General features: G+C 72.8%; 21 protein-coding genes and 3 pseudogenes. 17 read left to right on the top strand and 7 right to left on the bottom strand.

Features of this window, described 5'->3' with window-relative positions; all coding sequences use genetic code 11:
• Positions 1-55: 55 nt before the first annotated feature.
• Positions 56-1,525, bottom strand: a complete 1,470-nt coding sequence (locus ACFSL4_RS34230) for a recombinase family protein (protein WP_381091598.1) — start codon at positions 1,523-1,525, stop codon at positions 56-58.
• A gap of 5 nt (positions 1,526-1,530) precedes the next feature.
• Positions 1,531-1,758: pseudogene (locus tag ACFSL4_RS34225) on the bottom strand (Rv2578c family radical SAM protein); the annotation flags it as partial.
• A gap of 156 nt (positions 1,759-1,914) precedes the next feature.
• On the opposite strand from ACFSL4_RS34225, the gene ACFSL4_RS34220 reads away from it, so the two are divergent.
• Positions 1,915-2,865, top strand: a complete 951-nt coding sequence (locus ACFSL4_RS34220; protein ID WP_381091596.1) for an alpha/beta hydrolase — start codon at positions 1,915-1,917, stop codon at positions 2,863-2,865.
• 12 nt (positions 2,866-2,877) lie between these two features.
• Here ACFSL4_RS34220 and ACFSL4_RS34215 read toward each other — a convergent pair whose 3' ends face one another.
• Positions 2,878-3,345 (bottom strand): cupin domain-containing protein, encoded by a 468-nt coding sequence (locus tag ACFSL4_RS34215; protein ID WP_381091594.1) that lies wholly within the window; start codon positions 3,343-3,345, stop codon positions 2,878-2,880.
• A gap of 114 nt (positions 3,346-3,459) precedes the next feature.
• Between ACFSL4_RS34215 and fdxA the strand changes: the two genes are divergently transcribed.
• The 4 genes from fdxA to ACFSL4_RS34195 all read left to right on the top strand — a co-directional run bounded on the left by fdxA (position 3,460) and on the right by ACFSL4_RS34195 (position 8,661).
• A complete protein-coding gene (fdxA, locus tag ACFSL4_RS34210) occupies positions 3,460-3,783 on the top strand; it encodes a ferredoxin (RefSeq protein ID WP_381091592.1) in 324 nt (107 codons plus the stop codon).
• Positions 3,784-4,058: 275 nt separating this feature from the next.
• Positions 4,059-5,414 (top strand): PP2C family protein-serine/threonine phosphatase, encoded by a 1,356-nt coding sequence (locus ACFSL4_RS34205; protein WP_381091590.1) that lies wholly within the window; start codon positions 4,059-4,061, stop codon positions 5,412-5,414.
• 125 nt (positions 5,415-5,539) lie between these two features.
• On the top strand, positions 5,540-5,983 hold the full coding sequence (locus tag ACFSL4_RS34200; RefSeq protein ID WP_381091588.1) for an SRPBCC family protein: 444 nt from the start codon (positions 5,540-5,542) through the stop codon (positions 5,981-5,983).
• Between the two features lie 281 nt (positions 5,984-6,264).
• Complete coding sequence (locus tag ACFSL4_RS34195) at positions 6,265-8,661, top strand: MFS transporter (RefSeq protein ID WP_381091586.1); 2,397 nt, start codon at positions 6,265-6,267, stop codon at positions 8,659-8,661.
• 170 nt (positions 8,662-8,831) lie between these two features.
• On the opposite strand, the pseudogene ACFSL4_RS34190 reads toward ACFSL4_RS34195, so the two are convergent.
• Positions 8,832-9,545 (bottom strand): annotated as a pseudogene (locus ACFSL4_RS34190) (LacI family DNA-binding transcriptional regulator); the annotation flags it as partial.
• Between the two features lies 1 nt (position 9,546).
• On the opposite strand from ACFSL4_RS34190, the pseudogene ACFSL4_RS34185 reads away from it, so the two are divergent.
• A pseudogene (locus tag ACFSL4_RS34185) lies at positions 9,547-9,756 on the top strand (Gfo/Idh/MocA family protein); the annotation flags it as partial.
• Positions 9,757-10,003: 247 nt separating this feature from the next.
• On the opposite strand, the gene iolD reads toward ACFSL4_RS34185, so the two are convergent.
• The 3 genes from iolD to iolC form a co-directional block, all read right to left on the bottom strand.
• Positions 10,004-11,878, bottom strand: a complete 1,875-nt coding sequence (iolD, locus tag ACFSL4_RS34180; protein ID WP_381091584.1) for a 3D-(3,5/4)-trihydroxycyclohexane-1,2-dione acylhydrolase (decyclizing) — start codon at positions 11,876-11,878, stop codon at positions 10,004-10,006.
• Positions 11,879-12,312: 434 nt separating this feature from the next.
• Complete coding sequence (locus tag ACFSL4_RS34175) at positions 12,313-13,191, bottom strand: Cgl0159 family (beta/alpha)8-fold protein (RefSeq protein WP_381091582.1); 879 nt, start codon at positions 13,189-13,191, stop codon at positions 12,313-12,315.
• A 63-nt stretch (positions 13,192-13,254) separates the two neighbouring features.
• Entirely contained in the window at positions 13,255-14,211 is a 957-nt protein-coding gene (gene iolC / locus ACFSL4_RS34170; protein WP_381091580.1) for a 5-dehydro-2-deoxygluconokinase, read from the bottom strand.
• A 319-nt stretch (positions 14,212-14,530) separates the two neighbouring features.
• Between iolC and ACFSL4_RS34165 the strand changes: the two genes are divergently transcribed.
• The 11 genes from ACFSL4_RS34165 (at position 14,531) to ACFSL4_RS34115 (ending at position 25,608) form a co-directional block, all read left to right on the top strand.
• Entirely contained in the window at positions 14,531-15,553 is a 1,023-nt protein-coding gene (locus ACFSL4_RS34165) for a sugar ABC transporter substrate-binding protein (protein WP_381091578.1), read from the top strand.
• Complete coding sequence (locus tag ACFSL4_RS34160) at positions 15,553-16,629, top strand: ABC transporter permease (RefSeq protein ID WP_381091602.1); 1,077 nt, start codon at positions 15,553-15,555, stop codon at positions 16,627-16,629. Before ACFSL4_RS34165 ends, ACFSL4_RS34160 begins: the two co-directional genes overlap by 1 nt.
• 6 nt (positions 16,630-16,635) lie before the next feature.
• A complete protein-coding gene (locus ACFSL4_RS34155) occupies positions 16,636-17,538 on the top strand; it encodes an ATP-binding cassette domain-containing protein (protein ID WP_381091576.1) in 903 nt (300 codons plus the stop codon).
• Position 17,539: 1 nt separating this feature from the next.
• Complete coding sequence (locus tag ACFSL4_RS34150) at positions 17,540-18,442, top strand: sugar phosphate isomerase/epimerase family protein (RefSeq protein WP_381091574.1); 903 nt, start codon at positions 17,540-17,542, stop codon at positions 18,440-18,442.
• 24 nt (positions 18,443-18,466) lie between these two features.
• On the top strand, positions 18,467-19,486 hold the full coding sequence (locus ACFSL4_RS34145) for a Gfo/Idh/MocA family protein (protein WP_381091572.1): 1,020 nt from the start codon (positions 18,467-18,469) through the stop codon (positions 19,484-19,486).
• Positions 19,487-19,650: 164 nt separating this feature from the next.
• Entirely contained in the window at positions 19,651-19,899 is a 249-nt protein-coding gene (locus tag ACFSL4_RS34140) for a hypothetical protein (RefSeq protein WP_381091570.1), read from the top strand.
• Positions 19,899-22,160, top strand: coding sequence for a heavy metal translocating P-type ATPase (locus ACFSL4_RS34135; protein WP_381091568.1), 2,262 nt, complete (start codon positions 19,899-19,901; stop codon positions 22,158-22,160). Before ACFSL4_RS34140 ends, ACFSL4_RS34135 begins: the two co-directional genes overlap by 1 nt.
• Positions 22,157-22,678: a copper chaperone PCu(A)C gene (locus tag ACFSL4_RS34130; RefSeq protein ID WP_381091566.1), complete on the top strand. Its 522-nt coding sequence runs from the start codon at positions 22,157-22,159 to the stop codon at positions 22,676-22,678. Before ACFSL4_RS34135 ends, ACFSL4_RS34130 begins: the two co-directional genes overlap by 4 nt.
• 145 nt (positions 22,679-22,823) lie before the next feature.
• Positions 22,824-23,459 (top strand): hypothetical protein, encoded by a 636-nt coding sequence (locus ACFSL4_RS34125; RefSeq protein ID WP_381091565.1) that lies wholly within the window; start codon positions 22,824-22,826, stop codon positions 23,457-23,459.
• 174 nt (positions 23,460-23,633) lie between these two features.
• Entirely contained in the window at positions 23,634-24,293 is a 660-nt protein-coding gene (locus tag ACFSL4_RS34120) for a sigma-70 family RNA polymerase sigma factor (protein ID WP_381091563.1), read from the top strand.
• A gap of 235 nt (positions 24,294-24,528) precedes the next feature.
• On the top strand, positions 24,529-25,608 hold the full coding sequence (locus ACFSL4_RS34115; protein WP_381091561.1) for an ABC transporter substrate-binding protein: 1,080 nt from the start codon (positions 24,529-24,531) through the stop codon (positions 25,606-25,608).
• The last annotated feature ends 3 nt before the right edge of the window (positions 25,609-25,611 follow it).

Here is a 25,611-nt window from a genome sequence, read left to right as displayed (position 1 = left end):
AAGCCCCCGCGCGCAGGCGATCTACCAAACTCCTGATCCGAACTCCAGACAGGACCTAGTGCCAGTCGATCCGTACCGTGGTGGGATCGAACGGACGCCTTCCTGCCTTGCCAGGTAGGAGCGTGATCTTCATGAGCGTGTCGACCACAGCCCGCCGCCGGTCCAAGGGAAGAGCGTCCCACGCCCTCGCAACGAAGTCCGCACGCTGCACGGCACCCGCGATATCGGACCCCGGGATCAAGTCCTTGAGCACGAAGGCTCGCTGCGGGTGCGTCATCTGCGCCTCGACCTCATCCAGCCTCGCCCGGAGCCGCTCATTGCTGTCGAGGTACTGCTTTCTGGTCTTGCGGTCGTTGTCGTAGTCGTCCTGGTTCTCGTCGAGCTTCGCCCGGAGCGTGGTCGCCTTCCGCTGGAACTCCCTCAGCTCCGGCACGTCCTCGCTCAGCAGCAGATCCGCAGCGTCCGGCCGCGCGAGACGCTGGATCACCACGCCGTACGGCTTTCGCCGGTTGGTGTCAGGGATCAAGGACCGGTCCGTGCCGGCGATCAGGGTGTCTATCGGGTCGGCCTTGCGCTGGAGATGCTTCACGCCTCCGGAGCACTTGTAGACGCGCTCCGACGGGCGGTCCCTGTAGCCGCGCTGCGCGCTGGTGACCTTCGTGCCGTCCATGCACACTCCGCAGAGCGCGAGGCCGGACAGGAGCCACTTGCGGGCGGGTCCTGGGCTTGTCTTGCGATCCCCGTCCGTCAGGATGGTCACGGCCGATCGCCATACGACTTCGTCGACGACCGCGGGCCACTTGCCGGGATACGGAGCGCCGCGGTAGTGCCGGATTCCGGCGTACCGCTCGTTCAGAAGCATGCCGCGCACGGCGTTGTGCGACCACGCCTTGCCGTTCCGGTTGAGGATGCCTCGCTTGTTGAGGTCGGCGGCGATGCCGGAGAGCGTGGCGCCGGCGAGCAGCGCGTGAAAGCACGCTTCGACCTCGGACGCCTCCGCGGGCACCAGCTCCATGCCGTCCGCCGTGTATCCGAAGCACCGTGGCCCGGTTGGGGGCTCGCCCCGCTCGACGCGCTGCCGCATCTCACGCTGTTCTCGCTCGGACATCTGTTCCACCTCGAAGGTGTCGACCTCGCCCAGCAGCCCGGCCAGGAGGCGACCCGAGGCGGTTGTGAGGTCCAACTCCGGGCCCTTCACGCACAGGATCGACACCTCGTGCTTGCGGAGGAGTTCCAAGCCTTCGGCGCGCTCTCGCCGGTTCCTCCACAAGCGGCCCAGCATGTAGACGATGATGACGTCCACCTCGCCGCGCTGCACGGCGGCCATGAGGCGCTCGTAGTCGGGGCGGTGCTTGCCGTGCGTCGCTGACCGGTCGTTGTCCCGGAAGCGTCGGTCCCCGATGGGGATCCCGCGCTGTCTTGCGAGTTCCGCAGTGTCCTCGCCCTGGCGGATCACACCGTCTTCGTCGCCGTCGTCGGCCTTGCTGATGCGCTCGTATGTAGCGCCCTTGCTAAATAGGGGCATGGGTTGCAGTATAGGCAGGCGTGCGTGCAGCCCCGGTAGGGGTTGACCGTCCACTCGAACGGCATGCGGGAGGCGCCCGGCACCCGGTTCACGATCGAGCGGGCCCGCACCTCGTGGAAGGTGATCCCCCGGAACTCCGGGGTGTCGAAGGTGCGGGTGGTCACCGCGTCCGCGTCGAACAGCGCGGCGTTGCGGACCGTGGCGGGGTTCTCGGTCAGATGGTCCCAGCGCATGGGCGCCTCCTCGGTAGCACTGGGCCATAGAAGAGAACACACGTTCCCTTGATCGCGATAGAGAATTCGATCAGTAGTTCGAGCGTCAGGGTGTCACGGCCGCCCCCGTCGGCGCGTCCCGCACCCGGGTGCCGCGGACTGTGACATGACGGACGCATGCAGAAGCCGAAACCGCCGCAGACCCTGTCCGCCGGTGTGCGCCGCCTCACTCTGGAGGCCGCGGGTGTCACGCTGTCCTGTCTGCTCGCCGAGCCGCCCGACGCGGAACCGCGCGCCACCGTGCTGGCCGTGCACGGCGGCGGTATGACGGCGGGTTACTTCGACGGGCAGGCCCACCCCGATCTGTCCCTGCTCACGCTCGGCGCACGCCTCGGCTTCACGGTGCTCGCGGTGGACCGGCCCGGTTATGGTCTGTCCGCCCGGCAACTCCCCGACGGACAGACCCTCGCCGAACAGGCCGTGGTGCTGGAGGCGGCCATGGAGGGGTTCGCCGCGCGGTACGCCACCGGTGCCGGCTATGTCCTGCTGGCGCACTCCTACGGCGGCAAACTTGCCCTCATGGCCGCCGCACGCGGTGCCGGGCCGCTCGCGGTGGACGTGTCGGGCTGCGGTCACCGCTACGACGCCGGGCCGGACGACCTGCGCCGGATCCGCAGCGGTGCGCACTGGGGGCGCAACTGGGGGCCGCTGCGGCTGTATCCGCCGGAGACGTTTCGCGAGATCGGTGCCGTGGTGGCCCCCATGCCGGCCCGCGAGGCGAGCGGGATCCCCCACTGGACGGGGGTCTTCGAGGAACTGGCGCCCCGCGTTTCCGCCCCCGTGCGGCTGACCTTCGCCGAGCACGAGGCGTGGTGGCTGCACGGGGAGCGGGACATCGCCGAGATCACCTCGCTGCTCGCCTCGGCCCCCGTCGTCCGTGTCGAGCAGCAGCCGGGCGCGGGCCACAACATCAGCCTGGGATGGGCGGCCCGCGCGTACCACCTGCGCGCCCTCGCCTTCTTCGAGGAGTGCCTCACCGGCCCGCGGTCACCGGCCGGTGCCCGGACGGCTCACCGGCCCGACGCCGGGCCGGCGCCCGGGGTGGACGTCCTCGCCCCGCCGGGCTGAGCCCCCGAGGGCTCAGCCGGTCCCCGGCTGCGGGGGCCGCACGGCGGTCCGGTCCGGGCGGCGGATCTGCATGCCGGGGCGGCGACGGTGGACGGTCAGGTAGGACAGGCCGCCCTCGCCCGCGCTCAGGCTGCGGGAGGACCCGTGGGGCAGCCAGAACAGGGCCCCTTCCGCGAGGCGCTGCCGCCCCTGGGCGGTGTCGAGGACGCCGTCGCCGGCCACGACCAGCAGAAGAACGTCCAGGTCCGGCTCGGCGTGGCTGCCCACGCGCTGCCCGGGTGGCAGATGGATGAGGTTCGCGTCGAGCTGGCGTCCGTCCTCGGCCAGCTTCCACAGGGCTCCGGCCGGGTTGCCGGCCGGCTCGGTCGGGGCCCGGACGTCGCACAGGGGCAGCGGGACCGGGGCCGCGGGCACGTTGTCCTCGGGCGGTTCGCCCGGGCCGGTCCCGGCGGCCCGCACGGGGATCTCGGACGGTGTCACGGCTCTTTCCTTCCCGCTCTTCCCGCACCGGCGACCCCTATTATTACATGTAGTATTCGTAAAAAACCCCGCCCTGAGAGCACCCGCCCGAGGGGCCGAGGGGAGGAGCGGACCATGACGTATGTGATCGCGCAGCCATGTGCCGACGTGAAGGACCGGGCGTGCGTCGAGGAATGCCCTGTGGACTGCATCTACGAGGGGCAGCGGTCCTTGTACATCCATCCGGACGAATGCGTCGACTGCGGCGCGTGCGAGCCGGTCTGCCCCGTGGAGGCGATCTTCTACGAGGACGACGTGCCGGACGAGTGGACGGACTACACCAAGGCGAACGCGGAGTTCTTCGACGGCCTCGGATCGCCCGGCGGAGCGGCCGAGCTGGGCGTGGTCGAGCGCGACCACCCCCTGATCGCCGCCCTGCCGCGGCAGGGCGAGGGCTGACACTCCTGGCGGCCCCGCTTTTGTCCCGGGCCGGTTCGCGGACGCCCCTCATCGCGCCCGCCGCATCCGGGCGCGATGAAGGGCGCGTCGACGCGGTTGTGCGCTTGCCGCTTGCCGCTTGCCGCCGCGGAGCCCGGAACCCGGGCGGATCCGCCGCGCCCCCGGCTGCGGCGGCGTGCCGTGTGATCGCGCGCTTCGCGCCCGTCGTCCGCGTAGGGTGGCCGTGACGGAGGGGCGTGCGGCAGCGGGCTCCCGACGTCCCGGGAGGTGCCCACATGCCGGATGATCCGCGGCGGCCGGAGGACGTGGCCGGGCGGGTGGTCGCCGCGCTCAAAGAGGCCGGACGGCTGCCCGGCGGTGTGTCGCTGGAGGAACTGAGCGCCCAGATAAGTCAGTTGGCCCTTGGACAGCACCGTATGCGACGGCTGCTGGACGCGGTGGTGGCGATCAGCGCCGACATGGACAGCCGGGCCGTGCTGGAGCGCATCGTGGACGCGGCCACCGACCTCGTCGCCGCGCGCTACGGCGCCCTGGGCGTCCTCGGGGAGAGCGGGGTGTTCGTCGACCTGCTCACCGTGGGCGTGGACGACGGCGAGCGGCTGAAGGCCGACCTGGGTCTTCCTCAGAGCCACGGTCTGCTGGGCAGCCTGATCGCCCGGCGCAAGTCCCTGCGGGTCGACGAGATCACCGCCGACCCCCGCTCGGTCGGCTTCCCGCCCGGCCACCCGGTCATGCGGACGCTCCTGGGCGTTCCGCTGATGGTCCGCGGCACCGTGTACGGCAATCTCTACCTGGCGGACAAACACGACGGGACACCGTTCACCGACGACGACGAGGCCTTGCTGACCGCGCTGGCCAGCGCCGCGAGCGTCAGCATCGAGAACGCCCGCCTGTACGAGCGCGTCAAGCGTGCCGCCGAGCAGTTCCAGCGCCGCATGCTGCCCGTCCTGCCCGATCTGCGGCCCATCGAGGTGGCGAGCCACTACCAGCCGGCCTCCGAACTGCCCCGGCTCGGTGGGGACTGGTACGACGCCCTGGTGCTGCCGGACGGTGCCGTCTGCGTGGTGATCGGAGACGTCACCGGTCACGACGTCGAGGTCGCGCCCGTCATGGGCCAGATCCGCAACATGCTGCGGGCTCTGGCCTACGACCGGGGTGGGCCGTCCGGTCTGATCGTGTCGAAACTCGACCGCGCCCTGACGATGTTCGACGACCCCCCCACGGCCACCCTGGTGCTGGGCCGCATCGAGCGCAGGCAGGGGGAGTACACCTTCCGCTGGAGCAACGCCGGGCACCCCCCGCCGCTGCTGATCGGCGCCGAGGGCACCGGCACCTACCTCGCCCCCACCCCCCATGGGATCCCCGTGGGGGTCGATCCCTCAGTGCCCAGGTCCGACCACGAGCACCCGCTCCCGCCGGGCAGCACCCTGCTGCTGTTCACCGACGGGCTGGTGGAGCGCCGAGGACAGGACATCGACACGGGCCTGGCCGCCCTGGCCGGCGAGGCCGCCCGTCTGTCCACGGCACCCCCGAGCCGGCTGTGCGCGGAACTGGTCGCGCGGCACGGCCAGGTGTTCGACGACGATGTGGCCGTACTCGCCCTGCGGATCCCGGCCGGTCAGCAGGGGTGAGAGGCCGCGGCGCGCGCCGTCGTGCGCGCCGTGGACCCCCGATGTCCCAGTCCCTCCATGACCGCGGTCCCGGGTGTGATGGGATGGCGCACACCCCCATCACACGCACAAGGAAGAGGGAGGCCATGGCGCAGGTCGAGGCCACGACGGAGCGGGTCATCGCGGCGGAGGCGGACGACGTGTTCGACGCTCTCGCGGATTACGGCGGCACCCGCGCGAAGCTGCTGTCCGAGCACTTCAGCGAGTACGAGGTGCGTGAGGGCGGCGACGGCGAGGGCACCGTCGTGCACTGGAAGCTCCAGGCCACCAGTAAGCGCGTGCGTGACTGCCTCATGGAGGTCAGCGAGCCGACCGAGGGCGACCTCGTCGAGAAGGACCGCAACTCCTCCATGGTCACCACCTGGCGGGTCACCCCGGCCGGCGAGGGCAGTTGCCGCGTCGTCGTCACCACCGTCTGGAACGGCGCGGGCGGCATCGGCGGCTTCTTCGAGCGGACGTTCGCCCCCAGGGGCCTTGCCCGGATCTACGACGAGGTCCTCGCCAAGCTGGCCGCCGAGATGAAGAAGTAGCCCCCGGGAGCACGGACCTGAGGCACCGTCACGGCTCCTCCCGCGCTCCGGGGGCGCGGAGCCCCTGCCCCGAGCCCCGGAGCGCACCTCGTCAGTCGTCCGGCCGATTCTCAAGCTCACCGTTTCGAGTGGTTTTCACGTACGACGCGGTTGTACGCCGTAGGGCTCCGACCGGCGCATACCTCCGCGCGGACCGGCCGCCGAGCAACTCGTCGCGCTTGCTCCCAGTTGTCGCGCAATGCGAGAAATGGGCGGCGCAGGCGCGACGAGGGGAGCGGTACGTGGGCGGGACGACTGTGGTGGACGTGGACAGCGAGCGGGTCGTGCCGCCCGTGGTCCCGGACGCGCCTCAGCAGCCGGCCGGTACCGAGGAGCAGCCGGCGCTCACCCCCCGCCGGGTGCGTCTGGTCTTCGTGGGCCTCATGCTCGCGCTGCTGCTCGCCGCCCTCGAGCAGATGATCGTCGCTACCGCGCTCCCGAAGATCGTCGGTGAACTGCACGGCCTGGACCGGATGTCCTGGGCGATCACCGCCTATCTGCTGACCTCCACCGTGGGACTGCCGGTCTACGGCAAGTGCGGTGACCTCTTCGGCCGCAAGGGCGTCTTCCAGTTCGCCATCGCCGTCTTCGTCGTCGGCTCGGCGCTCGCCGGACGGGCGCAGACCATGGACCAGTTGATCGCCTTCCGGGCCGTCCAGGGCGTCGGCGCAGGCGGTCTTCTGATCGGCGTGCAGGCGATCATCGCGGACGTCGTGCCGCCCCGCGAACGCGGCCGGTACATGGGTGTGATCGGCGCCGTCTTCGGCCTCGCCTCCGTCGCCGGGCCGCTGCTCGGCGGCTACTTCACCGACCACCTCTCCTGGCGCTGGTGCTTCTACGTCAACGTGCCCTTCGGCCTGCTCACCCTGGCCGTCGTCGCCGTCGTGCTGAAACTGCCGAAGCCTTCCACGAAGGCCCGACTCGACGTGCTCGGCACCCTGCTGCTGGCCGCCGCGTCGACCTGTCTTGTCCTGCTGACCAGTTGGGGCGGCTCCGAGTACGCCTGGGGCTCGCGGGTCATCCTGGGGCTGGTTGCCGGCGCGGCCCTCGCGAGCGTCCTCTTCCTCGTCGTCGAGCGGTTCGCGCCCGAACCCCTCATCCCCCTGCGCCTGTTCCGGGATCCGGTCTTCACCGTCACCGCCCTGCTGGGCCTGGTCATCGGCGTCGCGCTGTTCGGCGCCGCCAGCTACCTCCCCACCTTCCTGCAGATGGTCGACGGGGCCAGCGCCACCGGGTCCGGGCTGCTGATGCTGCCGATGATGGCCGGGATCGTCGGGGCCTCGGTCGTCTCCGGGCAACTGGTCAGCCGCACCGGCCGCTACAAGGTGTTCCCGGTCCTCGGCAGCGCCCTGGCCGCCGTCGGAATGTGGCTGCTGTCCCGGCTCGACATGGACACACCGCGGTTGCAGTACAGCGTGTGGATGGCCGTCCTCGGCGTCGGCATCGGTCTGGCGATGCCCGTCCTCATCCTCGCCGTGCAGAACTCCGTGCGCCCCGCCGACCTGGGCACCGCGACCAGCGCCAACACCTACTTCCGGCAGATCGGCGGCAGCGTGGGCGCCGCCGTCTTCGGCACCCTGTTCGCGGGCCGGCTCTCCGACGCGCTGGAGCGGCGGCTTTCCCGGCGAGCGGGTGCCGCCCTGCCCGACCCCGAGTCCATCACCCCGCAGCTCGTCCACACGCTGCCCCCGCCGCTGCGCGGCGCGTACATCGAGGCGTACGCCGACGCCATGCCGCGCATCTTCCTCTGGCTCGTACCGGTGCTCGTCGCCGGCCTGCTCATCGCCTTCTTCCTCAAGGAGAAACCGCTGGTGTCCCACAACGCCCCCGTCGAGTCCCCGCTCACGGCCCAGATCCCGCAGGCGCGTTCGCCGTACCCCGCGGGAGTGCCCGTGTGCGGCACGGTCCAGCACCCCGACGGCACCGTCGTGCCCCGCGCCGCGCTCACCCTCATCGACGTCGCGGGGCAGCAGATCGGGCGGGGCGCGAGCGGCGAGGACGGCCGGTACGCCCTGTCCACCCCCGGATCCGGGGCGTACGTCCTGATCGCCGCGGCCGGCGGCCACCAGCCGCAGGCGGTCTCGGTGACCGTCGGGGAGCGCCCGGTGGAGCTGGACGTCGTGCTCGGCGGCGCCGGGCGGCTCGCGGGGAGCGTGCTGACGGCGGACGGCACGCCCGTGCGCGACGCCACCGTCACGCTCACCAACGTGCACGGAGAGGTGGTCGCGGCCACGCGCAGCGGGCGCGAGGGAGGCTATGTCATCACCGAACTGGTGGCCGGGGAGTACACGCTGGCCGCCAGCGCGCCCGCCTTCCGCCCGGCCGCGCTGCCCGTGACCGTGCAGGCCGCCCGCGAGACCCGGCAGGACGTCGAACTCGCGGGCGGCGCCGTGCTGCGCGGCACCGTGCGCGCCGGGGGCGGCCGGCCCGTCGAGGACGCGCGCGTGACGCTGCTGGACGCCGCGGGAAACGTCGTCGACACGCTCACCACGGGTCCCGACGGAACGTTCCGGTTCGTCGACCTGTCCTCCGGCGAGTACACCGTCATCGCGGCGGGGTACCCCCCGGTGGCCACGGTGTTGCAGGTGGCGGGCGGCGGACGGACGGAACGGGACCTGCAACTCGGCCATGAGGACTGACCGCGGGCGCGCGCCCCGGCCTCTCGGCCTGCGACGGCGCGGCGGGCGGAGCGTGCGGCCGGTGTCCGGCGTCCCCGGCGCAACGCGGTCGGCCGGCCTTCCGTCCGTCCCGGGTGCCCGGTGCGAGGGGCGGGTGCGGATCCCGCGAGGGCGTGCGGCGGGAGGCGGGGTCACCCGTTTCCGGGTGCCGCCGTCGTCCCCCTGACCTCCAGCGCGGGCGTGGTGAGTACCAGCTCCGCGGGGCGGTCCGGGTCGTCGATCCGGTCGAGCAGGCACTGCGCGGCGCGGCGGCCGACGTCGTGGCCGCCGTTGTCCACCGTCGTGAGCCACAGGTGCCGCAGGCGCGAGAGCGAGGTGTTGTCGTAGCCGACGAGGGAGAGGTCGCGCGGCACCCGCAGCCCGAGACCGCCGGCCGCCGACAGGGCGCCGACGCACGCGATGTCGTTGAACGCGAAGACGGCGGTGGGGCGTTCGCGGGCGCTGAGGAGGCGGACCGCGGCCCGGTGGCCGCCCTCCTCGGTCGGGCCGCCCTGTTCCACGGTCGCGGTGGACTCCAGCCCGTGCTCGCGCATCACCGACTCGAAGCCGCGCCGGCGCAGGTCACCGACGACGCCCTGTCCGGCGAGGTGGGCGATGCGGCGGTGGCCGAGGGCGATGAGGTGCTCGGTGGCGAGGCGGGCGCCGTGCTCGTCGTCGCCCGCGACGATGTCGACCGCGGGCAGCACCGGTTCCCGGGCTCCCGCGACGACGGTGGGGACGGAGGCGGCAGCGGTGCGCAGGGCCTCGGAGGGCGGCAGCGTGCCGACGGCGACCAGGCCGTCGACCCCGAGGTCCGTGAAGGTGCGGGTGAGGTCCTCGCCCAGGCGGCGGTTGAGGCGGCCGTCCGGCCACGGCGAGTACGCCGCCTTCCAGCCCGGCTCGGCAGGCGGCATGAGCTATGACGACCTCAAGGTCATCGAGGCCCACCACTTCCTGCGCTCCGTCGCGGAAGGCACCGCCCACGGGGCCACCCTCGACGACGCCGTGCGCAGTGCCACCACGCTGGACGCGATGAGCCGCTCCGCCGAGGGACGTACCCGGGTGGACCTGGCCTGAGCCGGGGACGCACGAGAAACCGGAGGCCGGAAGCCAAAGACGTCGTGCGAGGCGCGGTGGACATGCGCTGTGCGGCGTGACGCCGGCGTCCCGCGTCATCCGGCGCAGCCCGTCGCACGCCGCCCCCGGCGACCCCGGGCGTGGCCGCGACCTCCGCGGACGCCTGCCGCTCCGCGCGAGGCCGACGGCGTCGCCCACCGGACCGTCCGGGCCCGGCACGCCGTGTCCGATCGCCGCCGGTGCGCGGTCAGAGGTGGCGCCGGCGCCCGGAGACGTGCCGGTCGTACTTCTCCCGGGCGGTCCGGGCCGCCTCGCGGGAGGCGACCTCGGCGACGGGCACGTCCCACCAGGCCTCGGCGGGCGGGGCGGTGGGCGCCGGGTCGGTCTCTACATGGACGCAGGTCGGCCGGTCCGAGACGCGCGCCGCGGTGAGGGCGTCGCGCAGTTCCCGTACGGTCTTGGCGCGCATGACGTCCATCCCGAGGCTGGCGGCGTTGGCGGCCAGGTCCACCGGGAGGGGGGCACCGGTGAAGGAGCCGTCGGCGGCCCGGTAGCGGTAGGCGGTGCCGAAGCGCTCGCCGCCGGTCTCCTCGGACAGGCCGCCGATGGAGGCGTAGCCGTGGTTCTGGATGAGGACCAGGTTGACGGGCAGGCGCTCCTGGACCGCGGTGACGATCTCGGTGGGCATCATCAGATAGGTGCCGTCACCGACGAGTGACCACACCACGGTGCCGGGCGCGGCCTGCTGGACGCCGATGCCCGCCGGGATCTCGTAGCCCATGCAGGAGTAGCCGTACTCCAGGTGGTACTGGTGCGCAGAGCGGGCCCGCCACAGCTTGTGCAGGTCACCGGGGAGCGACCCGGCCGCGTTGATCACCACGTCGTCGTCGCCCACGACCGCGTCCAGGGCGCCGAGGACCTGGGTCTGGGTGGGCGCCGCGTTCTCGTCGTCCGCGCGGAAGGCGGCCTCGACGACCCGCTCCCAGCGCTCCTTGCCCGCGCGGTACTCCGCCTCGTACGCCTCGCCGACGCGGTGGCCCGACAGGCCCGCGGTGAGCGCCTCCAGCCCCGCCCGGGCGTCGGCCACCAGGGTGCGGGCGGCGAGCTTGTGGGCGTCGAAGGCGGCGATGTTGAGGTTGAGGAACCGCACGCCGGGGGTCTGGAACAGGGTGCCGGAGGCGGTGGTGAAGTCGCTGTAACGGGTGCCGACGCCGATGACCAGGTCCGCGGTGCGGGCGATCTCGTCGCAGACCGCGGTGCCGGTGTGGCCGATGCCGCCGAGGTCCGCCGGGTGGTCGTGGCGCAGCGAGCCCTTGCCCGCCTGGGTGGCGGCGACCGGGATGCCGGTGGCGTCGGCCAGGGCCCTGAGCGCATCCTCGGCCTCGCTGTGGTGGACACCGCCGCCCGCCACGATCAGTGGCCGTCCGGCGGCGCGGACCGCGCGCACCGCCTCCGCCACCTCCACCGGGTCGGGGGACGGCCGACGCACGTGCCAGACCCGCTGGGCGAAGAACTCCTGCGGCCAGTCGTACGCCTCCGCCTGCACGTCCTGCGGGAGGGCGAGGGTGACCGCGCCGGTCTCGGCCGGGTCGCTGAGGACCCGCATGGCGCTCAGCGCGGACGGGATCAGCATCTCCGGGCGCGTGATCCGGTCGAAGCGGCGGGAGACCGGGCGCAGCGTGTCGTTGACGGAGACATCGGCCTCGACCGGGTGCTCCAGTTGCTGCAGCAGCGGGTCCGCGGGGCGTGTCGCGAAGTAGTCGCCGGGCAGCAGAAGCACCGGCAGGCGGTTGATCGTCGCGAGCGCGGCCCCGGTGACGAGGTTGGTGGCGCCGGGGCCGATGGATGTGGTGACCGCCTGCGCGGACAGCCGGCCGCGCCGGCGCGCGTACCCGACGGCCGCGTGCACCATGGCCTGCTCGTTGCGGCCCTGGTGGAAAGGCATGGCGTCCTCGCCGGCCTCCAGCAGCGCCTGGCCGATACCCGCGACGTTGCCGTGGCCGAAGATGCCCCAGGTGCCGGCGATCAGCCGGTGGCGTACGCCGTCGCGCTCCGTGTACTGCACGGACAGGAAGCGCACCAGTGCCTGGGCGACGGTCAGGCGGTGAGTGGACTGGCTCATCGGGACCTCACTGGGACGGGGTGGTGGTGGGGGAGCCGGGGACGTGGGTCGAGGGCCGCGCGGGCCGGGCGGGCTGCGGTGGTGTGCCCGGCCGGGCCCGTGGGGTGTCCTCGTCACCAACGGCCTCCGGGGCGGCTCCCGCTCGCGCGCCCCGCCGTGGAGCGGCGCACCGCCGCGCGGTGCCCCGGCGCCCGCCGGAGCGGGAGCCGCGGAGCGCGACGTGCGGAGCCCGGCAGCGCATGCGTGCCGTCGCCGTGGCCGGTCGCCGACGGCGCCGGTGGCGGGCCGGCCCTTCGGCGGCGGTCCGGGCGTCCTGGGGCGGGAGCGCCCCGCCGGACGAGTCGGGTGTGACGTCCACGGCGTAGGCTCCCGGGGTGGACCTGGCGGAGGGAAGGCGGTGCGTGATGGTCATGGTGCCCTTCCGGGACGCGCTGTCACAGCAGGCCGACCGCGGTGTCCACCGCCGCCTCCACGCCGCCCTCGGCGGGATACAGCAGGGACCGGCCCACGACCATGCCCTGAACGGTGGGCAGGCGCAGCGCCTTGCGCCACCGCTCGTACGCGCCCTCCTGGTCCCTGCCGACCTCGCCGCCGAGGAGCACGGCGGGCAGCGTGGACGCCTCCAGCGCCTCGGCCATCTCGTCGGGGTCCTCGGTGACGGGCAGCTTGAGCCAGGTGTAGGCGGAGGTGCCGCCGAGGCCCGAGGCGATGGCGATCGACCGGGTGACGGCCTCGGCGCTCAGGTCGTTGCGCACCCGGCCCTCGACGCGGCGCGATATGAACGGTTCGACGAACAGCGGCAGCCGGCGCGCGGCCATGTCGTCGACGGCCCGTGCCGTGGCCTCCAGGGTCCGCAGGGAGCCCGGGTCGTCGTAGTCGATGCGCAGCAGCAGTTTCCCGGCGTCGAAGCGGAGCCGTTCGATGTCCTCGGCGCGCTGGCCGGTGAAGCGGTCGTCCATCTCGAAGGACGCGCCCGCGAGGCCGCCGCGGTTCATGGACCCCATGACAACCTTGTCGTCCAGGACGCCGAGCAGCAGCAGGTCCTCCAGGATGTCGGCGGTGGCCAGCACCCCGTCCACGCCGGGCCGGGACAGCGCTGTGCACAGCCGCTCCAGCAGATCGGCGCGGTTGGCCATGGCCAGGCGGCGGTCGCCGACCCCGAGGGCGCCCCGCGCGGGGTGGTCGGCGGCCACGATCATGAGGCGGCCGCTGTCGCCGATCAGCGGGCGGCGGATCCGGCGGGCGGCGGCCTCGGCGATGGCCTCCGGATGCCGGGCGCGCACCGTGACGAGGTCCGGGATGCTGATGCTCACAACAGGCTCCGTTCAGGGGGTGGCGGCAGTCGGCCGCGGGCGGGGAGGGCCCCGGCGCGGCGGTCAGCCGCGGGCGAGGAGGCCGGCGACCTCGGGCTCGGTCGGCATCGCGGAGGAGCAGGCGAGCCGGGAGGCGACGAGCGCGCCCGCCGCGTTGGCGTACCGCACGGTCTTCTCCAGGGGCCAGCCGGACAGCAGCCCGTGGCAGAGCGAGCCGCCGAAGGCGTCCCCGGCGCCGAGCCCGTTCACCACCTCCACGGGCACGGGCGGCACCTCGGCCGCCGTACCGTCGCGGTGCACGGCGAGCACCCCCTCGGGGCCCTGCTTGACGACCGCCAGTTCCACCCCCGCGTCGAGCAGCGCCCGGGCGCAGGCCCACGGTTCGCGCACCCCGGTGGCGATCTCGCACTCGTCGAGGTTGCCGACGGCCACAGTGGCGTGGCGCAGCGCCTCGGCGTAGTGCGGCCGCGCCGCCCCGGGGTCCGCCCAGAACATCGGGCGCCAGTCGAGGTCGAAGACGGTGACGCCGGCCCTGTCCCGCGCCTTGAGGGCGGCGAGCGTGGCCGAGCGGCTGGGCTCCTCGCTCAGGCCGGTGCCGGTGATCCAGAAGATGCGCGCGGCGCGGATGGCGAAGAAGTCCAGCTCGTCGGTGTGGATCTCGAGATCGGGCGCCTTGGGCCGGCGGTAGAAGTAGAGGGGGAAGTCGTCCGGCGGGAAGATCTCGCAGAAGGTGACCGGGGTCGGGTAGGCGTCCACCGGTGTGACGAACCGGTCGTCCACGCCGAACTCCCGCAGCGCCTGGTGCAGATAGGTGCCGAAGGGGTCGTTCCCGGTCCGGGTGATCACCGCGGTGCTCCGCCCGAGGCGCGCCGCAGCGACCGCGACGTTGGCCGCCGAGCCGCCGAGGAACTTCCCGAAGGATTCGACGCGCGCCAGCGGCACGCCCGTCTGCAGGGGGTATAGGTCGACTCCGATGCGTCCCATGGTGATCAGGTCGAAACGTCCGACGTGCTCAGGCATGCGCGTCGCTCCTCAGGCGGGGGGATGCGGGCGGCGGGCCGCCCGCACGTCGGGCATCCGGGCCCGGATGACTCACAGGTGTAGGCCGCGGGACGACCCCCTGTCAAGACTTTGTACTTACATTCGGACCTGCTTCTGAAATGATGTCTTAACAAAGTATTGACAGCCGGGTGCAGCAGGGGTTTGTATCCGGTCCCAGCGAAACCGCCGGTTCACCGGCACACGGCCAGGACTCCCATGTCCGGGGCCCACGCGGGCCTTTGGCCCACGCAGCCCCATCCCGTTCCCTTCCCCGGTCGCACAGTGAGGTGCAGGACAGATGGACCGCACGTTTCAGCCCCGCCGTTTCCGCGGAGTCGCCCCACTCGTCGCGATAGCCGCGGCGTCCGCGCTGCTCGTCGCCGGCTGCTCCAGCAGCTCGGGTGGAAAGAAGGCGGAGGAGAGCGGCTCCGGCGCCGACGCCGGCAAGGCCGGCACTCCCCGTATGACGGTCGCGCTGGTCACCCACCAGGCGCCCGGCGACACCTTCTGGGACATCGTCCGCAAGGGAGCGGAGGCCGCCGCGGCGAAGGACAACGTCAAGCTCGTCTACTCCAGCGACCCGAACGCGGGCAACCAGGCCAACTTCGTCCAGAACGCCGTCGACCAGAAGGTCGACGGCATCGCGATCACCCTCGCCAAGCCGGACGCCATGAAGGACGTGGTGGGCAAGGCGACGAAGGCGGGCATTCCGGTGGTCGGCCTGAACTCGGGCGTGAGCGACTGGAAGAAGCTGGGACTGATGGAGTTCTTCGGGCAGGACGAGAGCGTGGCGGGGGAGGCGTTCGGAAAGCGGCTCAACGAACTCGGCGCCAAGAACACCGTCTGCGTGATCCAGGAGCAGGGCAACATCGGACTCACCCAGCGCTGTGACGGCCTGAGGAAGACGTTCGGCGGCAAGACCCAGATCCTGTACGTCAACGGCACCGACATGCCGTCCGTGAAGTCGACGATCAGCGCCAAGCTCAAGCAGGACAGCTCCATCGACTACGTGGCCACGCTCGGCGCGCCGTACGCCCTGACCGCGGTGCAGTCGGTGTCCGACGCGGGCAGCAAGGCGAAGGTCGCCACCTTCGACCTCAACAAGGACCTGACCGCCGCCATCAAGAAGGGCGACATCCAGTTCGCCGTCGACCAGCAGCCCTATCTGCAGGGCTACCTCGCGATCGACTCCCTGTGGCTCTACAAGAACAACGGCAACTACAGCGGCGGCGGCGAGCAGCCGGTGCTGACCGGCCCGGCCTTCGTCGACAAGTCCAACGTCGACGCCATCGCGGCCTTCGCCGCGAAGGGCACCAGGTGATCCCCATGACCCAGCAGGCTGCGCCGGCGGTGACCTCACCGCCGGCCTCCGGCCCCCGGGAGCGTGACGGGCGGACCGTGCGGCGCTCGCTCCCGCTGCGGCTGCTGGCCCGGCCCGAGGTCGGCGTCTTCCTCGGGGCCGTCGCGGTGTTCGTCTTCTTCTTCGTCATGGCGCCGACGTTCCGCTCGGGCAGCGCGATGGCCACCGTCCTCTACCAGTCGTCCACCATCGGGATCATGGCGCTGCCCGTGGCCCTCCTGATGATCGGCGGCGAGTTCGACCTGTCGGCGGGTGTCGCCGTGATCACCTCGGCGCTCACCGCCAGCATGGTCAGCTACCAGCTCACCATGAACGTCTGGGTGGGTGTCGCCGTCGCGCTCGTGCTCTCGCTCGCCATCGGCGCCTTCAACGGCTGGATGATGGTGCGCACCGGTCTGCCCAGCTTCCTGGTCACCCTCGGCACCTTCCTGGGCCTGCAGGGCATCAACCTCGCGGTCACCAAGCTGATCACCCGCAACGTCGCCACCGACGACATCAGCGACATGGACGGCTTCGGCCAGGCCAAGGCGGTCTTCTCGTCGTCGTTCACCGTCGGCGGCGTGCAGTTCAAGGTCACGGTGCTGTGGTGGCTCGCCTTCGCGGCGCTGGCCACCTGGGTGCTGCTGCGCACCAGGTACGGCAACTGGGTCTTCGCCGTCGGCGGCAACAAGGACAGCGCGCGGGCCGTCGGCGTACCCGTGAACTTCACCAAGATCTCGCTGTTCATGCTGGTCGGCTTCGGCGCCTGGTTCGTCGGCATGCACCAGCTGTTCGCCTTCAACACCGTGCAGTCCGGCGAGGGCGTCGGCCAGGAGCTCATCTACATCGCGGCGGCCGTCATCGGCGGCTGCCTGCTGACCGGCGGCTACGGCTCCGCGATCGGCCCGGTCTTCGGCGCCTTCATGTTCGGCATGGTGAGCCAGGGCATCGTCTACGCCGGCTGGAACCCCGACTGGTTCAAGGCGTTCCTCGGCGTGATGCTCCTCGGCGCCACCCTCATCAATCTGTGGGTCCGCCAGTCGGCGACCCGGAGGTGATCACCCATGACCACCGCTGACCTCAGTGAGAACAACGGCGCCGCCGCCCCGTCCGACCCGGCCCCCGTCGTGGAACTGCGCGGCGCGGGCAAGTCCTACGGAAACATCCGCGCCCTGCACGGCGTCGATCTCGCCGTCCACCCGGGCCGGGTCACCTGCGTCCTGGGCGACAACGGCGCCGGCAAGTCCACCCTGATCAAGATCATCTCCGGGCTGCACCAGCACACCGAGGGCGAGGTGCTCGTCGACGGCGAGCCGGTGCGCTTCACCACCCCGCGCGAGGCACTCGACCGCGGCATCGCCACCGTTTACCAGGACCTGGCCACCGTCCCCCTCATGCCGGTGTGGCGCAACTTCTTCCTCGGCTCCGAGATGACCAAGGGGCCCTGGCCCGTCCGGCGCCTCGACATCGCCCGCATGAAGAAGACCGCGGACGAGGAACTGCGCAACATGGGCATCGTCCTCGACGACCTGGAACAGCCCATCGGCACCCTCTCCGGCGGCCAGCGCCAGTGCGTCGCCATCGCCCGCGCCGTCTACTTCGGGGCCCGCGTGCTCATCCTGGACGAGCCCACCGCCGCGCTCGGCGTCAAGCAGTCCGGCGTCGTCCTCAAGTACATCGCCGCCGCCCGCGACCGCGGCCTCGGCGTCATCTTCATCACCCACAACCCCCACCACGCCTACATGGTCGGCGACCACTTCAGCGTCCTGCGCCTGGGCACCCTCGAACTGTCCGCCGCCCGCGACCGGATCGGCCTGGACGAGCTGACCAACCACATGGCCGGCGGTGCCGAACTCGCCGCCCTCAAGCACGAACTGGCACAGGTCCGCGGCGTCGACGTCGAGGGGTTCCCCGAGGCGAAGGACCTCCAGGCACCCGTGCCGGCATCTCCCGAAGGGAACTCTTGACATGACCCCTGCCCTGGACCGCATCCGGGTCGGCTCGGCCCCGGACTCCTGGGGCGTCTGGTTCCCCGACGACCCGCAGCAGGTGCCCTGGGAACGCTTCCTGGACGAGGTCGCCGAGGCCGGCTACTCCTGGATCGAGCTCGGTCCGTACGGCTATCTGCCGACCGATCCGGCGCGGCTGACCGACGAGGTGGGCAAGCGGAAGCTGAAGGTGTCCGCCGGCACCGTCTTCACCTCGCTGCACCGCGGACCGGCCGTGTGGGAGTCCACCTGGGAGCATGTGAGCCAGGTCGCCGCGCTCACCCGGGCCATGGACGCCGGGCACCTGGTGGTCATTCCCTCCTTCTGGCGCGACGACAAGACCGCCGAGATCATCGAGCCGCCCGAGCTGACCGCGGAGCAGTGGACCCACCTCACCGAGGGCATGGAGCGGCTCGGCCACGAGGTCAGGGAGACCTACGGGCTCGACATCGTCGTCCATCCGCACGCCGACACCCACATCGACACCGAGGAGCACGTCGAACGCTTCCTCGACGCCACCGACTCCGGCCTGGTCGGCCTCTGCCTGGACACCGGGCACTACGCCTACTGCGGCGGCGACAGCGTCAAGCTCATCGAGACCTACGGCGAGCGCATCGGCTACCTCCACCTCAAACAGGTCGACCCGGAGATCCTCGCCGACGTCGTCCGGGGCGGGGTGCCCTTCGGGCCGGCCGTGCAGCGCGGTGTGATGTGCGAGCCCCCGGCCGGCGTTCCCGCCCTGGAGCCGGTCCTCGCCGCCGCCCAGGGCCTCGGCGTCGACCTGTTCGCCATCGTCGAGCAGGACATGTACCCCTGCCCGCCGGACAAGCCGCTGCCCATCGCCGTACGTACCCGGGCGTTCCTCCGCTCCTGCGGCGCCTGATCCCGGAAGGGACGACCACACAGCATGACTCAGCGTGGAACGCTCGGAGTCGCCGTCATCGGGACGGGGCGGATGGGCGCCGACCATGTGCGCCGCATCAGCCAGGTGACCGGCGGGGCACGGGTGGCCGCCGTCGTGGACGTCGACGCGGAACGGGCCAAGCGCGTCGCGGCCGGGGTCGAGGGCTGCACCGCCTACACCGAACCGGCCGCCGCGATGGCCGCCGACGACGTCGACGCCGTACTGATCGCCTCCCCGGGCCCCGCCCACGAGGCCGCCCTGCTCACGGCCTTCGAGCACGATCTGCCTGTGCTGTGCGAGAAGCCCCTCACCCCCGACGCGGCCTCGGCGCTCAGGGTCCTTCAGGCCGAGCAGAAACTGGGCCACCGGCGCGTCCAGGTCGGCTTCATGCGCCGCTACGACCCCGAGTACGTCGAGCTCAAGGCGCTGCTGGCCGGCGGTCGGCTGGGCCGGCCGCTCATGGTGCACAACCGCCACCGCAACGTGGCCAGCCCGCCCGGCTTCACCGACGCCATGCTCATCAACGACTCGGTCGTGCACGAGACGGACGTCACCCGCTGGCTGCTCGACCAGGAGATCACGGCGGTCACCGTGCTGCGTCCGGCGCCGTCGCCGAACGCCCCCGAGGGCCTGGCCGATCCGCAGTTCGTCGTCCTGGAGACCGAGGGCGGCGCACTCGCCGACGTCGAGATCTTCGTCAACTGCGGCTTCGGCTACCAGGTGCAGGCCGAGGTGGTCTGCGAGTGCGGCACCGCCCGCATCGGCGACGGGCACGTCATGGTCACCACCATGGCCGGCCGCTGGGGCGGAACCGTCGCCCAGGACTTCGTGGAGCGCTTCGAGGAGGCGTACGACCGCGAGGTGCAGGCATGGGTCGACGCCACTCGGCGCGGCGAGGTCACCGGGCCGAGCGCCTGGGACGGCTACGCCGCGGCGGCCGTCTGCGAGGCGGGCGTCCGCGCCCAGTCGGAGGGCCGCCGTACGCGGGTCGACCTGATCGAACGTCCCCCGTTCTACGCCTGACCCGCCTGACCCGCCTGATCCTGCTGATTCGTCGGAGCACCGCAGGGGTCATGGTGACATGCGTCACAGGGTCGCTCCGGGAACTCGGCCCCCGTCCCGTCCGACTCCTGAAGCGGTACGGCTCGATCCGACCGGCGCCGTACGAGGCGACCTGGAGACCCGGTATGGACGAGCCCCGACGAACCCCCTCCGGCGTGCCGGTGACGCTCCGGAGGCTGGTGCCGCCGCCCGCGCTGGCCGGCTTCCTGCTGCTGCTGGCGCTCGTCTTCGCGGTGTCGTACGCCGTCGGGGCCGGCGCCGGCCCCGTGGCGCCCGGGATGCACGCCCCCGGTACCGGCGCAGACGGCGGCGACCATGGCGGCGACATGGGAGACATGGGGGACATGGGGCACGGGCACGGGGGAGTCGGCTGATGGGCGGGGAGCCGGAGGCCGTCCTCGTGACCACCGACCTGACCGTCGGCGGGATGACCTGCGCGGCCTGTGTGACGCGCGTGGAGAAGAAGCTGGGCAGGCTGGACGGGGTCAGCGCCACCGTCAACCTGGCCACCGGGCTGGCCCGGGTGAGCCATCCCGCGAACCTGCGGCCCGAGGAACTGGTCGCGACGGTCGAGAAGGCCGGCTACACGGCCGCGCTTCCCGCGCCTCCCCGGACCCGGGAGCGGCGGGACACCGACGGCGAGGCCCGCGAGGACGCCCGGCGGGAGCGCGACCGGCTCCTGATCACGGCGCTGCTCGCGGTGCCCGTGCTCGTGCTGTCGATGGTGCCGTCCCTGCAGTTCCGCAACTGGCAGTGGCTGTGCTTCGTGCTGGCCGCGCCGGTCGCCGTCTGGGGAGCCTGGCCCTTCCACGTGCGGGCGGTCCGGGGACTGCGGCACTCGGCGGCGAGCATGGAGACACTGGTGTCGCTGGGCGTGGTCGCGTCCTTCTCCTGGTCGGCGTACGCGTTGTTCCTCGGCGGCGCGGGCGGGCCCGGGATGCGGATGCCGCTCAGTCTGCTCCCCTCCGCCTCGGACGGCGCCGCCCACGTGTATCTGGAGGCGGCCGTCAGCGTTCCACTGTTCGTGCTGACCGGCCGCTTCCTGGAGGGACGGGCCCGGCGCGGCACCGGGGCGGCGCTGCGGTCGCTGGCCCGGCTCGCCGCCAAGGAGGTGGCCGTCCGCGACGCCGGCGGGGAACGCCTCGTCCCGATCGAGCGGCTGGGCGTCGGCGAGGTCTTCGTCGTACGGCCCGGGGAGCGGGTGGCGACCGACGGCGAGGTGGTGGAGGGCAGCTCCGCCGTGGACCTGTCCCTGGTCACCGGGGAGAGCGAGCCGGTCGAGGTCGGACCGGGCTCGGCCGTGATCGGCGGCGCCGTCAACGCGGGCGGCCTGCTGCTCGTACGGGCAACGGCCGTCGGCGCCGACACACAGCTCGCCCGGATCACCCGGCTGGTGACCGACGCGCAGGCCGGGAAGGCGAAGGCACAGCGGCTCGCCGACTCGGTGGCCGGGGTGTTCGTCCCGGCGGTCCTGGCCCTGGCCGTCACCGCCCTCGGGTTCTGGCTGGGGGCCGGCGCCGACCCTCAGGCCGCCGTCACCGCGGCCGTGGCCGTCCTGGTCGTGGCCTGTCCGTGCGCGCTCGGGCTGGCGACGCCGACCGCGCTGCTGGCCGCCACCGGCCGCGGTGCCCAGCTCGGCGTCCTGGTGCGCGGCCCGCAGGCACTGGAGGGGCTGCAGCACATCGACACCGTCGTCCTCGACAAGACCGGCACGCTGACCTCGGGGCACATGACCGTCGCGCGGGTCACGCCCGTGCCCGGCGGGATCGGACGGGACGCCGCCCTGCGGCTGGCCGGGGCGGTCGAGCAGGGCTCGGAGCATCCGCTGGGCCGGGCGATCGCCGCCCATGCGCGGCGGGCCCGCCCCGAGCTGCCGCTGCCGGACGTCAGCGGGTTCGGCGCGGTGCCGGCCCGGGGCGTCCTCGGTCGCGTCGAAGGCCGCCTCGTCGAGGTCGCCGCGCCGGACGGTGAGCTGCCCACGGCGCTGTCGGATGCGCTGCCGGCGGCGGAGGCCGCCGCGCACACCACGGTCCTGGTGCGGGTGGACGGCGTGCCCGAGGCCCTGATCGAGGTCGGGGACGCCCTGCGGCCCGGCAGCTACCGTGCCGTGGACAGGCTGCGGCGCCTCGGTGTCCGGCCGGTGCTGGCCACCGGCGACCGGGAGGCACCCGCCAGGGCCGTCGCCGCGGCGCTCGGCATCGAGGAGGTGCACGCCCGCCGCACACCCGAGGACAAGGCCGCCCTCGTGCGCAAGCTGCGGGAGGACGGCCGCCGGGTCGCGGTCGTCGGCGACGGCGTGAACGACGCCGCGGCCCTGGCCGGGGCCGACCTCGGCATCGCCATGGGCAGCGGCACCGACGTGGCCATCGGCGCGGCCGACGTGACGCTGGTGCGCGGCGACATCGAGGCACTGGCGGACGCGGTGCTGCTCGCCCGGCGCGCGCTCGCCACGATCCGGACCAACCTGGTGTGGGCCTTCGGGTACAACGTCGTCACCGTGCCGCTCGCCCTGGTGGGGCTGCTCAGCCCGATGCTTGCCGCCGCCGCGATGTCGGTCAGCTCGCTGCTGGTGGTCGGCAACAGCCTGCGGCTGCGCACCTGGCAGCCGTCACCCGTCAGGAGGCGCACGCGATGACCGGACAGCACCCCTGGCGCCCGTCCCGCCGCCGGCTCACCGACGCCCTGCTCGCCGCCCTCGCGCCCGTCGCCGTGTGCAGCGTCGCCCTGGGCGGCCTGACCACCTGGGTCGGCGCCGGTGAGGCGGGCAGCCCGGCCCGGATCGACGTCACGGCCGGCCGGGTCTTCCTGCCCTACGGGGACAGCACGGAGACCGCCGCGTTCTTCACCGTCTCCAACTCCGGCGGCGCGGACGACAGGCTGGTCGCCGTCACCTCGACGGCCGTCGGCGGGGACATCGCGCTCAGCGGCCACCGCATGACCCCGAGCGGGGCGGCCTACAAGGACCGGGTGGCCTCGGCCACCGTCCCGGCCGGCGGCGAGCTGTCCATGGCTCCGCACGGCGTGGACGTGACGCTGCGGGCGGGATCCGGATGGCATGCCGGCGAGCTGGTGCCGTTCACGCTGCACTTCGAGCGCAGCGGCCGGATCAGGACGGTCGCCGTCGTGGTCCGCCCCGGCGAGCCCGGCTCGTGACGGCCGGCGTGTGACGGCCGACTCGTGACCGGGCCCCCGACGGGGTGGTGACCGCGGGCGCCCTGACGGCCGCCGTGGGCGAATCCCGGCCGTTTCCGGACCCCGCGCACGACGTCCGGCGGGCGGGTGCGAGGATGAGAGCGCCATGAAAGCCGGGTGGTGTGCTCGCACGATTCGGGCCGCGATGTTCGCGGCCGTCTGCGTGCTGCTCGCCGCTCTGGGCCACGTCCTGATGTCGGGCAGCCATGTGCCCTGGTGGACGCTGGCGGCCGGCCTCGGGATGACCGGCACCGTGGGCTGGGCCCTGGCCGGCCGTGAGCGCGGGCTACCGCTCGTCGTCTCCGTCGCGGTCGCCGCCCAGGCGGTGCTGCACTCGGCGTTCTCCCTCGGGCAGTCCGCGGACACGGCCACGGGCTCCATGCGCCACGACATGGGCGCGATGGACATGGGCTCCATGGACATGGGCTCCCTGGGGTCCCTGGTCCACCTCGGGCACAGCATGGGCGGCTCCTCGTCGTCCGGCATGCTCGCCGCCCACCTGCTCGCCGCGCTGCTGTCGGGCCTGTGGCTGGCGTACGGGGAGCGGGCCGTGTTCCGCATCCTCAGGGCGGTCGCCGGATGGCTGGCCGCACCCCTGCGCCTGCTGCTCGCGCTGCCCGTGCCCGCTCACCGCCCGCGCCCGCGGGTACGGTGTCGCCGCGCCGCGAGGGCGCCGCGCCTTCTGCTCCTCGTCCACTCGATCATCTCCCGGGGTCCTCCCGCGGGGGCCGCTGTCGCCTGACGACAGCCGGCGTCCCGAGGCGGCCCCCTGCGCCCCTCGGGCCCGGCCGTACGCCCACACCCGCGGGACACCCGCGCGTGTCCCGTGCGGCCGGCTCCCCACTCACCGGGGTCGCGGACCGCCGCGCACTCGCGCCTGCCGGTCCGCACCCGGATGATCCGAGAAGGACACCAGGTGATCACCCCTGCCCTGCTCGCCCCGCGCGAGAACACCGAGAACACCGACAACGCGGAGAAGACCGGCGCATCAGAGAGAGCGGCGGCCGACGACTCGATCACCGCCTGGGCGCTCGCCGCCCGCGGCGGGGACCGGGACGCCGTGGAGCACTTCGTCCGCGCCCTGCACCGCGACGTCCAGCGCTATGTGGCCCACCTGTGCGGTGACCCCCAGGCCGTCGACGATCTGGCGCAGGACACGTTCCTGCGCGCGCTCGGCAGCCTGCACCGCTTCGAGGGCCGCTCCTCGGCCCGTGCCTGGCTGCTGTCCATCGCCCGCCGCGCGGTCATCGACAGCCACCGGCACGCGGCTGCCCGGCCGCGGCTGTCCGACGTACCGGACTGGCAACTGGCCGTGGAGCGAGCCCAGCCCCACGGCCTGCCCGGCTTCGACGACGGCATCGCGCTGCTCGACCTGCTGGCCGCGCTGCCCGACGAACGGCGGGAGGCGTTCGTCCTCACCCAGATGCTGGGCCTGCCGTACGCGGAGGCGGCCGAGCTGAGCGACTGCCCGGTGGGCACGGTGCGCTCCCGGGTGGCCCGCGCCCGGGCAAGCCTCATGGATCTGCTTGCGGAGGCGGAGGAACCGGATCCGGCGGTCGCCCTGGCGGCCGCCTGACGGCGCGGGCGCCGGCGACCGCTCTCCCCACGGCCCTCTCGGCGCCCGCCCTCCAGCGGGCGCCGGCGCCTTGGCCGCCGCGGGGAGAACCGGGCCTCGCGCCGGCCGGTTGACGTCCTGTCAGGTCAACCGCGCCCGGTGCCCCGCGCACGGGAACCCTCGGCACCCTCGCCCCGACTACTGGTCCGGGTGACGGACGGTCACCCGCGGACCGAGTGAATCCTGGAGAGTTCCGATGCGTTCTCGTATGTGGAGCGGTACGACCGGCGTAGCCCTGTTGGGCGTGCTCGCGGCGGGCTGCGGAGGCGGAGGGACCGGCACCGGGGACGACGGTGCGGGGAAGACCGGCACGTCCGCATCCGGCGGATATCCCGTGACCGTCACCGACTGCATGGGCGCAAAGACCACGTTCACCGCCGCCCCGCGCAAGATCGTCACCAGCAACGCCTCCAGTCTGGAACTCCTGCTGCGGCTGGGCACGGGCGACAAGGTCATCGGCACCGGCTTCCCGCCCGGCAAGGGCACGCTGCCCGGCGCGCTGGACGCGCAGGCGCGGAAGGTGGAGGTGCTCAGCCGGAGCGTGATTCCCAAGGAAAAGCTCCTCGGCTCGGGCGCGGACCTGTACATCGACACCTTCGCGTCCATGGGCGGCATGGGGGGCGGCGGCATGGGAGACGCGCCGACCGAGGCCGAGTTCAAGGCGGCCGGGATCAAGCACATCCACCTGAAGTCCACCGCCTGCGCGCCGACGGGCAAGAGCCCGGTCACCGACCTGTCCGGCGTCGAGGCCGACATCACCTCCCTCGGCGCGGTCACCGGAACCGGGGCCACAGCGAGGGAACTCGTCGCCGGGATGGAGAAGCAGGTCGCCGCCGTCCGCGAGGCGGTCGGTGACACGCCGCAAGGCGAGCGGCCGACGTACTTCTTCTTCGACTACGACGCCGGCACCAAGCAGCCCACCGTCGTCTGCAACCGGCAGATCGCCAACGCGGTGATCAGCCTGGCCGGCGCGCGCAACGTCTTCGCCGACTGCGACGGCGACCGCAAGCAGGTCGGCTGGGAGGACGTGATCGCCCGGAACCCGGACTGGATCCAGCTGGGCGTGCGCAACCGGGGCAGCGAGGCGGCGAACAAGAAGGCGTTCGACGAGGCACAGAGGTGGCTGGAGACCAACGCGGCCACCAAGGGGCTGACGGCGGTGAAGAAGGGGCACCTGGTGCGCATCGGCTCGGAGCAGACCACCATCGCCGGGGTCGAGAACGCCGACACGGTCCGGAAGATCGCCGCGATCCTCTACCCCGGCAAGGTCGACTGATCG

This window comes from Streptomyces caeni (assembly GCF_042678285.1).
GTDB lineage: Bacteria > Actinomycetota > Actinomycetes > Streptomycetales > Streptomycetaceae > Streptomyces > Streptomyces caeni.
This window is presented reverse-complemented; position numbering and strand designations above follow the sequence as displayed.